Origin of the sequence: Lactococcus taiwanensis, assembly GCF_014905395.1 — a bacterium.
GTDB lineage: Bacteria > Bacillota > Bacilli > Lactobacillales > Streptococcaceae > Lactococcus > Lactococcus taiwanensis.
Window position 1 is genome coordinate 93338 of record NZ_BNDT01000005.1, and the last position, 13804, is coordinate 107141.

Annotated in this window: 11 protein-coding genes; 1 reads left to right on the forward strand and 10 read right to left on the reverse strand. The window is 39.2% G+C overall.

The genetic code is table 11. The annotated features are described in order from the left end of the window. Positions 1–4: 4 nt before the first annotated feature. The 9 genes from JKP71_RS07215 to argS all read right to left on the reverse strand — a co-directional run bounded on the left by JKP71_RS07215 (position 5) and on the right by argS (position 11600). Complete coding sequence (locus JKP71_RS07215) at positions 5–496, reverse strand: YbaK/EbsC family protein (protein ID WP_200407542.1); 492 nt, start codon at positions 494–496, stop codon at positions 5–7. Between the two features lie 23 nt (positions 497–519). Further along, positions 520–2013 carry a basic amino acid/polyamine antiporter gene (locus JKP71_RS07220; protein ID WP_075525932.1) on the reverse strand — a complete coding sequence of 498 codons (1494 nt, stop codon included), beginning with the start codon at positions 2011–2013 and terminating at the stop codon, positions 520–522. 189 nt (positions 2014–2202) lie between these two features. Next, a complete protein-coding gene (locus JKP71_RS07225) occupies positions 2203–3333 on the reverse strand; it encodes an aminotransferase (RefSeq protein ID WP_200407543.1) in 1131 nt (376 codons plus the stop codon). Between the two features lie 221 nt (positions 3334–3554). Then, entirely contained in the window at positions 3555–4499 is a 945-nt protein-coding gene (gene arcC / locus JKP71_RS07230; RefSeq protein ID WP_200407544.1) for a carbamate kinase, read from the reverse strand. Between the two features lie 31 nt (positions 4500–4530). Then, the gene (gene arcC, locus JKP71_RS07235; RefSeq protein WP_200407545.1) at positions 4531–5475 is read right to left on the reverse strand and encodes a carbamate kinase; all 945 of its coding nucleotides are present in this window, start codon (positions 5473–5475) and stop codon (positions 4531–4533) included. 16 nt (positions 5476–5491) lie between these two features. Continuing rightward, the gene (locus JKP71_RS07240) at positions 5492–7072 is read right to left on the reverse strand and encodes a basic amino acid/polyamine antiporter (protein ID WP_075525936.1); all 1581 of its coding nucleotides are present in this window, start codon (positions 7070–7072) and stop codon (positions 5492–5494) included. Positions 7073–7213: 141 nt separating this feature from the next. Next, positions 7214–8278, reverse strand: a complete 1065-nt coding sequence (gene argF, locus JKP71_RS07245; protein WP_075525937.1) for an ornithine carbamoyltransferase — start codon at positions 8276–8278, stop codon at positions 7214–7216. A 99-nt stretch (positions 8279–8377) separates the two neighbouring features. After that, on the reverse strand, positions 8378–9610 hold the full coding sequence (gene arcA, locus JKP71_RS07250; protein WP_075525938.1) for an arginine deiminase: 1233 nt from the start codon (positions 9608–9610) through the stop codon (positions 8378–8380). Positions 9611–9905: 295 nt separating this feature from the next. Continuing rightward, positions 9906–11600 carry an arginine--tRNA ligase gene (gene argS / locus JKP71_RS07255; protein ID WP_075525939.1) on the reverse strand — a complete coding sequence of 565 codons (1695 nt, stop codon included), beginning with the start codon at positions 11598–11600 and terminating at the stop codon, positions 9906–9908. Positions 11601–11667: 67 nt separating this feature from the next. Here argS and argR point away from each other — a divergent pair, with 67 nt between their 5' ends. Then, positions 11668–12126: an arginine repressor gene (gene argR, locus JKP71_RS07260; RefSeq protein WP_075525940.1), complete on the forward strand. Its 459-nt coding sequence runs from the start codon at positions 11668–11670 to the stop codon at positions 12124–12126. 186 nt (positions 12127–12312) lie between these two features. Here argR and murC read toward each other — a convergent pair whose 3' ends face one another. Next, positions 12313–13644, reverse strand: coding sequence for a UDP-N-acetylmuramate--L-alanine ligase (murC, locus tag JKP71_RS07265; RefSeq protein WP_200407546.1), 1332 nt, complete (start codon positions 13642–13644; stop codon positions 12313–12315). Positions 13645–13804: the final 160 nt, after the last annotated feature.

The following is a 13804-nucleotide window of genomic DNA, read 5'->3' on the forward strand; positions in this document are numbered from 1 at the left end:
TTGACTAAAGGTCAACTACCTCATAAGTATACCCTTGATCTTCAAGGATTGTAAAACATGCTTCCATTTTGATAAAAAGGGTTTTCGTATTGTCGTTAGGATGGAAAGTTTGGATACGATGCTCTTCAAGCATTTCACGATCAAAGTAAATATGCATATTATCATAGCGCGTACCTACTAAGCCAAATAGAGAAACTATGCCCGAAGAGAGCCCTAGCATCGCTTTTAATCGTTCTTCAGATACAAAATGGAGCCTTTTCACTTTTAATATATTTGATAAATGATCCATTTCTATACGCTTTTTGTCATCCATGATAATCATATAAAACTGGGTGGACTTTTTGTTAGCCAAGACTAGCGTCTTTGATCGGCAACCTTCGTATCCTTGGATAAAAGCATCTGATTCTTCCGTCGAGTGGCTTGCTGGATGCTCTACAATCTTGTAGGGAATAGAAAGTTTTACCAATAATTCTTTTACCTCACCAAAACTTCTCATGACTTATTCCAATCTTCTTTAAATTAAAACCCTAATAATCCCCGTAAATCAAGAGCTGTACCCGTGTGACCACCACGAATTAAGAAAACAAGCGCCATAAGAGCACACAATGTCACTATTCCCATTGCTACCCACTCTCTTTTGGTTACTTTCCGTCCGTTTTCTCGTTTGGCTTTCACAAAGAGAATAAAACCAACCGTGTAAAGAATCATGGCTAACCATACATATTGCCATCCTGAAAGATAAAGAGCTAAAGCTTGAAAAGCAAAAGTGAAAAAGCCAATTAGAATACTACTCCATGATTTTTCTTGGATACCTAATTTAAGGAGATAGGCACCTACCAAACCGTAACAGATCATGATTACAGCTGTTGCCATATAAATAAATACATTATAGGCATTAGCGACAAAATAAGTGATAATGATAAAGATCTGAATCATCAACTGCGTAATCAAGAGAGAATTACTTGGAGAATGAAATTTATTTAATTTCCCAAACCAACGAGGAAGTAATTTTTGCTCTGCAAGAAGTTGAGTTGCTTCTACAGGAAGCATTGTCCAAGAGAGCCACGCTCCTAAGAGTGAGATAATGAGACCGACAGCCATAAGTGTACCGCCCCAGCCGCCGACCATTTCGTTAAGAATATAAACTAGACCAGGCGCTTTGACATTAGCCAATGTGGCTTGATCCATAAAACCGTAAGGCAGTAATGATAAAAGAATGTAGATGACAAGTAAAACAGATAAACCAATAATTGTGGCTTTCGCCGTGTCTGATTTTTTCTTCGCACGGTTACCCATCATAGCAGCGCCTTCAATCCCTACAAAGACCCATACCATAACCATTAATGAGGTTTTTATTTGTCCAACTAAAGCCCCACCCGTCATGGTATGCCAGATTACTTCTCTGACAGAGCCATCAGCAGCAAGATTGGTGGTAAAAGTTTCCCAAAAATGCTGGGTGAAAACATTGGCTTTAAAGAGCACAATACCTGTGATTGAGAAAACTACAAGGGGGATAAGTTTTGCAATCAAAACGATTGCGTTAACTACAGCAGCTGTTTCGATACCGCGATCAACTAAAAACATCAAAATCCAAGAAATAATGGAGACAATAATTACTGACAGAACCGTCAGTGAGCCGTTGGCTTCTGCAAATTTCCCTGGAAAGAAATAATCAGCTGATGTCATCATCAAAACAGAAAAACCAATCGTACCCGTCCATGCAGAAATCCAGTAGCCCCAACCAGATAGGAAGCCTACAAAATCTCCAAATCCAGCTCGTGCGTAATCTGACACACCAGAGAGTGCCGGTTTTGTTGTAATCAGCCTATTGAAACTTAGCACAAGCATCAGCATCCCAAAGCCTATGAAAAGCCATGAAACCACTACACCTCCAGGTGCTGCACCATTGGCAAGATCGTTAGCAAGGTTAAAGACTCCCCCACCAATAGCACCTGAAATAATAATCGCAACGAGCGCGAAAAGGCCAATCCCTTTTCTATTTTTCTCTTCCATTCATCTACTTTCTAGCTTTTAATTATTATTTAATTAAATTTTTTGTATAATCTTAGTTTAAAAATTAATCTTCTAACTTAAGTTCGATTTCCCAAAGGAAGAAAATTGTTATAATTATACTTTTACTTTATCTATTATATACTTTTTATGCATTATATCAAAACAGAACTGCCCTTTCAGGAAAATTTATTATTTTTGATACGCTCGTAAAAATTCAGACAGCTTACGTAAGCCTTCTCGTAAGGTTTTTTCGTCTGTACAATAACCAATTCGTGCATAACCTGGAAGGTCAAATCGATTACCAGGAATAATTAATACTCCTGTTTCTTTGAGCAGCTGAATCGCAAAATCTTCAGTTTTATTCGGTGGTAGTTCTTCAAATTTCAGAAAACTAACAGAAACAGCTTTAGGGAAAATCATAGAAACCAGAGGCTCTTGCTCTACCCAATCTTTCAAAATCGCTAAATTTCCTTTGACAATTTGGCGCGCCCTTGCCAATACTTTTTCCCTATGTTTCAATACAAGGCTAGCCACAGCATCATCAAAAACACCCGTACTAATCATCGTATAGTCCCGAATTTTCCGAAACTCATCGCAAAGATTGCGATCTTGTGTAGCAATCCAACCCACACGAATCCCTGGGACAGAGTAAGTTTTTGAAATAGAGTTGGTCGAAATTCCTTTTTCGTATAAATCAGCAATAGGTGCATAGTCTGTTTCTTCGTCCAAAGGGAGGTAAACCTCATCACAAAGAAGATAAGCATCTACACTTCGAGCTATTTCGATCACTTCCGATAAAAATGACGGAGTCATAATCGCACCTGTAGGCTGTGCAGCGTTATTTAAGCAGATAAGTTTAGTGGTAGGTTTGACCATTTGTCGTAATTCATCAATAGCTGGTAACCACCCATTTTCCTCTTTTATCTGCCAATAATCAACTTGAGCACCAAGTGTCTTTGGCCAATCATAAAGTTGTTGGTAGGAAGGGTATTGTGCAATAACATGGTCGCCTTGCCCTACCAGCCCTAAAATACTTAAGAAGTTCGCTCCGGTTGCCCCATTCGTGGAGAGAATGTTATCCTCAGGTACTCTTTGATAAAGCTTAGCTACTTCTGTTTTGAAAGCAGGCGACCCCTCAATCCAACCGTAGCTGAATTGTTCTTTCATTAACTTCGCCATGAAAGCTTTCCCACCATCAGGTTCAAATGATAAAATCTCTTCTAAGCTGAGGGCTTCAATAGTGGATTGAGCAATATCAAGGGTAGCAGATTTTTCCCAGACATTTAACCAATCTTCGCAACCAAATTGTACAAGTTCCATAGTTGTGCTGTGCAAATCCTCTTTATTGTTTAGCCGGATTTGTCTTCCTCTCGTAATTTTTATGCACTGACAGCTCTGTCAGTTAGAATAGTATTAATGATAAATAATCATACATTATTATCATAGCTTATTTTAATCAGAATCACTGACATTAAGTCTATGAATTTTAAATAATATTTTTATAATCAAAAAGAAGCTGCACTTAAAATGCAGCACCTTTTTTAGGGAATAATCTTCGTTCCTGAATCATTATTGAGGAAGTCTTCTAGATTTTCCAAAGAAGTGATTGTTGCAGGACGGCCTGTACGAGCAACAAATTCCATCGCCGCTTGGACTTTTGGTAACATCGAACCTGCAGCAAACTGACCTTCTTGAATGTATGTTTGCATTTCTTTCACTGTTACTGTTTCAAGTTTTTTCTGATTTTCTTTATTGAAATTAACAAAAACATTATCCACCGCTGTCAATATCAATAAATCATCCGCTTCGACCAGTTCTGCTACTTTCGCAGCTGAGAAATCTTTATCTATTACCGCTTCGACCCCTTCATAACCATCAGAAGTTTCAACGACGGGAATCCCTCCACCGCCAGAAACAGTCACCAATACACTTGATGAAATCAATGGTTTAATCGCTTCAGCTTCGACGATACGTGTTGGTTTTGGACTAGGAACTACTCGGCGATAACCTCGTCCTGAATCCTCTACAAATATCCAATCCGGATACTGTGCTTTCATCTCAGTAACACCAGCTTCGTCGTAAAAAGGACCAATTGGTTTTGTTGGTTTTTCAAAAGCAGCGTCATTCGCATCAACCACAGTACGCGTTACTACAGATATCACAGGGACGCGTTCCATCTCATTTTTTATAAGTGCTCTTGTAAAAGCTTGCCCCATCCAAAAGCCAATCTGACCTTGGGTCATTGCAACAGCAGTATCTAAGGGCATGGCTGGATTTTTTGGACTATTAGCTGCGAGTTGTTGCAACAAAAGATTGCCAACCTGTGGTCCGTTACCGTGGGTAACCACCATCTCTACATCGTTATTTCTAATCAACGGAATGAGTTGTTCAGCGGTCGTTTCAAGTGCCTTTTCTTGCGCTTGTGCTGATGGGTCATCTGTTAAGATGGCATTGCCTCCGAGCGCTACTACAATACGTCTTACCATTATTATTCTCCTCTATTCTCTCCTACATATTTCAAGGTACTATCTTAGTTCCACTACCAAATTTCACAAAATTTTCTACATTATCTAAACTCGTAATGGTCGCTCTTTTCCCAGTACGTTCAACAAAGCTTACTGCTGCTTCGACTTTTGGTCCCATGGAACCTTTAGCAAAGCGCTCTTCCTCAACGTATTGACGCATCTGCGCTACACTGACTTTCTCAAGGTGAACTTGATCTGGTTTGCCATAATTGAGGAAGACATCTCCCCCATTGGTTAAAATGAGCAATTCATCTGCTTCTACCATTTCAGCAAGTTTTGCAGCTGAGAAATCTTTATCAATGACAGCTTCTACACCTTTATAACCTTTACCATCTTTTATGACGGGTATCCCTCCACCACCAGAAGCAATCAAGAGACTTCCTGATTCCAAAATCGGTGCGAAACCTTCCGCTTCCACGATTTCAATAGGTTTGGGACTAGGGACCACACGACGATAGCCACGACCTGCATCTTCCATCAACTCCCAGTCAGGAAACTGATTTTTAATTTCCGGAAGTTGTTCCGCAGTATAAAAAGGGCCAATTGGTTTAGTCGCATTTTGAAAAGCAGGATCATGCTCATCCACTAAGGTTTGCGTAACCACAGAAAGGACAGGGTAATTTCCTAAACCGTTGTTAGCCAGTGCTTTTATAAAAGCCTGTGCTGTCCAAAAGCCGATTTCACCTTGTGTCATTGCTCCTACTGTATCAAGTGGCATGGCTGGATTTGTTTCACTATCTGAACCTAGCTGTTGTAAAAGTAAGTTCCCGACTTGCGGTCCATTGCCATGCGTCACAACCATTTGTGTATCATTATTCTTGATTAAGGGCATAAGCTGTTCAGCAGTTACTTCTAAAGCTTTCTTTTGTGCTTTTGCTGATGGATCTTTGGTTAGGATAGCATTCCCTCCCAGAGCCACAACAATACGTCTTACCATTTTCTCTACTCCTTAATTAATTTTTTAATGATTTTTTATTGATATCGCTTCGTACCACAAAGTATACGATAAATGTCACAACAATCAAGGGTACGACAGCCACCAACAAGGTATTGCCATCAATGCCTAGAGCATCTTGTAGACCTAGCCAGTTTCCATATACACCAAAGACAGCGAGAATACCTAAGACCGTTAAAACAATAGTTGCTACCAATTCAGCACCAGACATTTTGTTGCCATACTCTTTTTTACCCAAGGCATAAAGGATAAATCCAACCGCGTAAAGGATAAGTGAGAGCCAAACAAATTGCCAACCTGAATAGTACAATGCCAAAATTTGGAAAGCTGCTGCAATAAAACCAATCACAATATTTTTAGCATGTTTTTCTTGGATACCTAATTTAAGGAGATAAAGTCCTACCAGAGCGTAACAGATCATAATCACTGCTGTACAAAGATAGACGAAGACGTTATAAGCATCCGCTACAAAGTAAGTGACAATCAAGAAAATTTGAACAATTAATTGAGTGAGCAATAAGGAATTACTTGGTGCACCTTTTGCGTTAAGTTTACCAAACCAGCTAGGAAGTAATTTTTGATCAGACAGTTGTTGTGTCGCTTCTACTGGAAGCATCGTCCAAGAAAGCCATGCACCTAAAAGTGAAATCACAAGACCAATCGCCATGAGTGAGCCACCCCAACCACCGACCATGGCATTTAGGATGTGAACCAAACCAGGTTGTCCTGTATTGGCTAATTCTTGTTGACTCATAAAACCAAAGGGCAATAAAGAGAGCAAGATATAGATTACTAACAAGGCAATTAACCCAAGGATTGAGGCTTTACCGGCATCTGATTTACGTTTTGCACGGTCACCCATCATGGCTGCCCCTTCGATTCCGACAAAGACCCAAATCATAACCATGAGCGATCCTTTGACTTGACTGAATAAATCACCGCCAGTCATGTTTGTCCAAGTCAAACTCTTAATGACCCCATCAGCATTTGTATTTGCCACAAAGTTTTGCCAGAAATGAGCACTGAAGACACCTGCTTTGAAAGTTACAATCCCTGCAATTACGAAGACAAAAAGTGGAATCAATTTTGCCACAAGGACAATGGCATTAATGACCGCTGCCCCTTCTACACCACGCATAACAAGTAAGGTCAATCCCCAGGAAACAATCGAAACAACAATTACTGACAGAATGGTCAGTGACCCATTTTTGGCTTGAAAAACACCTGGGAAGAAGTAATCGACGGAGGTCATCATCAAAACCGCAAAAGCAATATTACCAGCCCAAGCAGATAACCAATAACCCCAACCTGAGATAAATCCGACCATATTACCAAAGCCGGCACGTGCATAATCTGATACCCCAGAAAGTTCGGGTTTATTAATAACTAAGTGATTGAGTGACAAAACGAGCATCAAAATCCCAAAACCAATCACAATCCAAGAAATGACTACGCCACCCGGTGAGGCATTTGTTGCCAAATCGTTAGAGAGGTTAAACACCCCACCTCCGATGGCGCCAGAAACAATAATTGCAACGAGGGCTGCTAGCCCTATACCCTTTTTATTTTCTGTTTCCATATTAATCCTTTCGATGATGTCAACTATCAAAGCAGCCTAAAGAACTTTTAGACTGCTGTAAATAGTTGTCAATCAAAGTTTTTCGTCAGCTACTGACAGATCTGTCAGTAAAGCCAACAAAGCTCCTCTTTCTGTTTCTTCTTATTTAAAATCTTCTGGAACTGCTGGGATGAAGAGATTACCCAAAGTTGCAGCCATGATGGCTTTGATAGAGTGCATCCGATTTTCTGCTTCTTCAAATTGGCGCGCATATTTAGAACGGAATACTTCGTCAGTCACTTCCATTTCTGTCAAACCATATTTTTCTTTGATTTCTTTACCATATTCAGTTTCAGTATCGTGGAATGCTGGTAAGCAGTGCATAAAGATCAATTGACCATTGTCAGCATTTCCAGTCATTTTAAGCATATCCATTGTGATACGGTATGGTGTCAAAAGTTTAACACGTTCTTCCCAGTTAGATTCTCCCATTGATACCCAAACGTCTGAGTAAATAATGTTTGCGCCTTTAACACCTTCTTCAATATTTGAAGTTGCAAGAGGTTTAGCACCTGATTTTTCAGCAAATTTATTGGCAATATCCATCACTTCTTGAGAAGGATGAAGTGAATCTGGAGCAACGATATGAACATTTACACCAAGCATTGAACCAGTTACGATAAGTGAGTTTGCCATGTTGTTACGACCATCACCTACGTAGACTAATGTCAAACCTTTAAGATGCCCAAAGTTTTCTTTAACAGTCATAAAGTCGGCAATCATTTGTGTTGGATGCCAATCATCTGTCAAACCATTCCAAACTGGAACACCAGAGTATTTTGCCAAATCTTCAACTTCTTTTTGAGAGAAGCCACGACGTTCAATCGCATCAAACATTGAACCAAGCACGCGAGCTGTGTCTTCTGTTGATTCTTTAATTCCCAATTGAATATCGTTAGCACCAAGGTATTCTGGATGAGCACCAAGGTCAATTGCAGCAGTTGTAAAGGCAGCACGCGTACGAGTTGAAGTTTTTGCAAAGAGCAAGGCAATATTTTTACCTTCAAGGTAGTGGTGAGGAATATTTTGTTGTTTCAATGCTTTCAAATGAAGTCCAAAATCAACAAGGTAGTTAATTTCAGCTGGTGTAAAATCTTTTTCAGCAAGTAAGCTACGACCTTGGAATACTGAATTTACTTCTGCTTTTGTAATAAGTGGTGATGTCATTATTTTCTTCCTTTTCTTTGTTTTGATTGACTGACAGAGCTGTCAGTAACTTTTGAATCATCCTAATATTTTTTATACGTTTTTAAATGAGCTTGTTCATTACAAGTCTTCACGCCAGAGTGGTTGAGACATACAACGTGCACCACCACGTCCGCGACCAAGCTCACTTGAAAGAATTTCATGAACTTTGATTCCATGTTCTTTCAAAAGTTCGATGGTGACATAGTTCCGGTCGTAAGTCACGATTTCACCTGGTGCAATGGCAAGTGTATTTGAACCATCGTTCCATTGTTCACGTGGCGCTGCGATTGGATCACCACCTCCACATTCAATCAAGTCAAGTTCTGAGAGATTTAAGACTTTCTTGAGCGCAGCTTTCAAATCATACAAGCGTTCAATCTCTACTTCACCATCTTTACCTGGACGGAGAATGAAGACATTGATATTTCCTGCACCATCCATGATTCCTGGAAAGACAGTAAATTGATCATGATTAATCATTGTAAAGACTGTATCCAAATGCATCATTGCGTGATTATGAGGAATTTCCACTGCCAATACTGTATCAAATGTTGAACGTGGGTTTGCAAATAACTCTTTAGCGAGATTTTGAATTGTTTTAGATGAAGTACGTTCTGAAACCCCAATAGCCACTGTTGTTTTATTAAGGATTAATTCATCACCACCTTCAATACGAGTTGTATGGTTACGGTCGCGCCAGATTGGAGTGTCTTTGAAACGTGGATGATTAGCCATCACATATTCAGTAATTAAACTTTCTGGTTGGCGAGCTGGGAAAGTCATTTTATTAATGGTCATTCCGACACCCATTGAAGCTTGGGGGTCACGTGTGAAGTAGGCATTTGGTAAAGGATTGAGGTAGAAATAATTTTCAGCATCAGATCCTGCCATATCGCTAAGTGCTGTACGTTTGATATCTACTTCACTTTTGCGAACACCCGCGTAGATTTTATCAACCATTTCTTTAGTAGACATAGAAGATAAGTATTGGGTTAATCCATCGTACGTACGTCCTGGACGATAACCGGCTTCGTGCAAGAGGCGATCCAAAAATTCATGTTTCACATCTGATGAAGCATCGAATACTTCAGTTGCAAGATTTTCAATATATACCGTTTCAGCTCCATTATCACGCAAAGTTTGAGCGAAGAAATCATGCTCTTTTTGGGCGATTTTGAGATAAGGAATATCATCAAAGAGTAACTGATGCATTGTATCAGGTGTGATATTCTCCACTTCTGCACCTGGACGATGGAGAAGCACTGATTTTAATTTCCCGATTTCTGAATTGACATTAATTCCGTTGTTCATTTTGGGTATCCTTTCCTAATCCAATTTAGTATTATTGGAATCGTTTACAAGGAAATTATACATCTACTCCTTACTTTTGTCAAGCGCTAACAATGCTTATTTTATGGCTTTTGTTCCTTTTTTATCTTTTTTTATATTCTGACAATTTCACGCTTTATGCAAATCTTGCTTAACCATGCTGTTTCTCACTGTTTTCTTAGAATACATTTTTGTGATTTTTGTATCAAATGAAATGTAAAAAAAATACCCTGCTGATAAAAATTAATATTTTCATCAACAAGATATTCATTTAATTTTACATATTTTCAGGGGCAGCCACACCAAGTAACCGTAGCGCTTCTTTCAACACTGTTGCTGTTGCACTAATGAGCGCAAGGCGTGAGTCTAATTCTGCGTTATCTTCCAAGACACGTACATGAGCATAATATTTGTTAAATGCTTGCGCCAATGAAATGGCATACTTAGCGATAACAGAAGGTTCATAGTTATCAGCAGCACGTTTAACGATCATTGGGAAGTCTTTCAGATATTTCACGATTTCCCAAGCCTCAGCATCTGAAATCTTAAGCTCAAGGTTATCAAGATTAACTGGACGGTTAGCTTTACGCAAAATGGATTGAATCCGTGCATGAGCATATTGCACATAAGGTCCCGTTTCACCTTCAAAAGAAACCATCTCGTCCAAATCAAAATCATAACCATTGTTACGGTCGGTCTTCAGGTCATAAAATTTCACCGCACCAACACCAACTTGTTTTGCTACTTCTTCTTTATTCGCTAGGTTTGGATTTTTTTCATCAATTTGTTTTTCAGCACGTTCGACTGCTTCGTCAAGCGCCATTTCTAGCTTAACCACATGTCCTTTACGTGTAGAGAATTTTTTACCGCCCTGTGTGACCATGCCAAAAGGAACATGGACCATATCATCAGACCAGTCATAGCCCGCTTCTTTCAAGACTGCTTTCAATTGTTTGAAGTGGTTCGTTTGTTCTCCACCTACTACATAGAGTGATTTTACAAAATTAAAAGTATTTTTCCGATAAACAGCGGTCGCTAAATCACGCGTGATGTAGAGGGTAGCACCATCTGTTTTCTTAATCAAGGCAGGATTAAGATTGTATTTTTCAAGATCAACAATCAAAGCACCTTTTGATTCATGGAGAAGATTTTTATTTTCTAAATCTTCAACAATGGCATCCATTTTATCACTATAGAAACTTTCGCCCATAAAGTGGTCAAATGTTACACCCAATTTCCCGTAAATTCGATTGAATTCAATTAATGAGACATCAGAAAACCATTTCCAAATGCGAAGCGCTTCTTCATCGCCTTGCTCCATTTTAAGGAACCATTCACGGCCTTCCTCATCAACTGCTGGATCTTCTTTAGCCTCAGCATTGATTTGAACATAAAGTTTCAGCAATTCGTCAATAGGATTGGCTGTGATTGTTGCTTCATCCCCATATTTTTTATAGGCAGTAATCAACAAACCGAATTGTTTGCCCCAGTCACCCAAGTGATTGATTTTGATCGGTTGATATCCTAATTTTTCATAGATTTTGGCGATGGAGTCCCCGATAACCGTTGAACGCAAATGTCCAATTGAGAAAGGTTTAGCGATATTTGGCGCTGACATATCAATGGGCACATTGCCGCCTGCACCTATATTTTCGTCACCATAGTGTTCTCCAGCGGTCAAAATTTCATGAATCACACCAGAGGCGGTTGCATTTTTATCAAGGAAAAAATTGACATAAGGTCCAACAGCTACAACTTTCTCGAACCCACTAGCATCTATCTTTTCAGCGAGTTCAGCAGCAATGGCTTGAGGGGCTTTTCGGAGGGTTTTAGCTAATTGAAAAGCGGGGAATGCTAAATCACCTAAATCTGATGATTTAGGTTTTTCGATAATAGCTGCGATTTGGTCAACTCCAAGGGCACCATCAAGAGCAGCGGACAGTGCTTGGCTTACTAATTGTTTTTCATCCATTCACCAATTATACAGAAAAAATACTAATTTTGTCAATATATTTGATATTATATGGTATAATTATGCTATGAAAAGAGACGAAAGATTAGAAATTATTAAGGATATCGTGACTAATAACCGTATTTCTACCCAAGAAGAGTTACAAAATTTATTGGTAGAACGTGGTGTATCAGTTACACAGGCCACCCTCTCCCGTGATATTAGAAAATTAAATATTATTAAGAAACGAGATAAAGGCGAAAGTTTCTACTCGTTTCTGACCTCTGGAAATGATAAAATAAATTCAGATCTCCACCTGTATTTTTACAACTTTGTCATTTCGGCAACCTCTGTAGGAGCGTTAGTGGTTATTCGCACTAAGCTCGGCGAAGCAGATTTGCTAGCCAATGCTCTTGATGATGAGCGTGATAGTCGTACTGATATTCTAGGTACAATCGCTGGAGCAGATACGCTTTTAGTTATTTGTGCTTCTGAAAAAGATGCTACTGTACTCACAGCAGAAATAAAATATATTTTAATGGGTTAAAATTATCGTCCGTTAAGGATCAGTTAAGCGATTACATTTATAATGTTTTTACTCCCTAAATAATTTCTTCATAAACCCCTTTAGTCCAAGTCACCTTATGTGGCTTGGATTTTTACTTGCTCATCTTACTGACAGACCGGTCAGTAATAAAAAACACACTGAGCCATATGCAGTGTGTTTTTTATTTTATTGTAGATTTGTAGAAATTTGGCTAAGTAATTTTTCAAAAGCCAGTTCGTACTTTTGAATATTTCCCGCACCCATAAAGACATAAACTGCACGTTCGTGGTCCAACAAAGGAGAAACATTTTCAAGTTCAATCACTTTAGCTGGTTTACGAACTTTATCTGCCAAGTCTTGCGCAGTGATTTCATGATGATCTACTTCTCGAGCAGAACCATAAATCTGTGCTAAATAAACCGTATCAGCATGGTCTAAAACGCTAGCAAATTCGTCAGCAAAGGCAATTGTTCTTGTGAAAGTATGGGGTTGGAATACTGCAACAATTTCACGGTCTGGATATTTTTGACGAGCAGCATCCAGAGTTGCTTCGATTTCTGTAGGATGGTGAGCAAAATCATCAATGATTACTGTTTCGCCCACTTTCTTTTCTGTGAAACGACGCTTCACTCCGCGGAAAGTCAAAAGATGATCTGCCACCTCCGTCATATCTAAGCCCAAATTATGACAAACTGCAACAACGGACAAAGCATTTAAAACGTTATGTTTACCATAAGCCGGCACGACAAAGTGTCCTACTTTTTCGCCACGGAAAAAGGCATCAAAGGAAGAGCCACGTGTACTGCGGATAAGGTTTTCTGCGCGATAATCATCATTTGCTTCAAAACCATAATAGAAAATTGGTGCTTTTGCAGTCAACTTACGTAAGTTACTATCTTCACCATAAGCAAAAATACCGTTTTTTATATTATTAGCATAATCCTGAAAAGCAGCCGTGACATCTTCAATTCCTTCAAAATAGTCCGGATGGTCAAAGTCAATATTTGTCATGATGGTGTACTCAGGATGATAAGGCATAAAGTGGCGCTCATACTCATCAGATTCAAAGACAAAATATTTACTTTGAGCGTTCCCGCGTCCTGTTCCGTCCCCAATCAAGTAGGAAGTATCGACAATATTCGCCATCACATGTGCTAACATACCCGTTGTTGACGTTTTACCGTGAGCCCCAGCTACCCCAATGCTTGTGAAATCTTCCATGAAATGGCCCAAGAATTCGTGGTAACGTTTGAAAGGAAAACCATTTTTATGCGCAAATGCTATTTCAACGTTATTGTCGTCACGAAAAGCATTTCCAGCAATGAGTTCAAATTCAGGTTTAATGTTCTTCTCATCAAAAGGTAAAAGAGGAACACCTGCTTGTTCAAGTCCACGTTGCGTGAAGAAATAATCTGTTGAATCTGATCCTTGAACTTTTTTGCCCATTTGATGCAACATTAATGCAAGTGCGCTCATGCCAGAGCCTTTGATTCCGGTAAAATGATATGTTTTTTCCATGTTAAAATATTCCATCAGCTTCTGACCGAGCTGTCAGCAGATAAGTAAAACCTTCGCTCAACTTATCAGAGCCCCGTTAAAAAAGTCAACATTCTCTTTTAACGACTCAATCAATGATAGAAATTTCCCTTCTTTTCTTACAGTTAAAGTGTATTTTGCT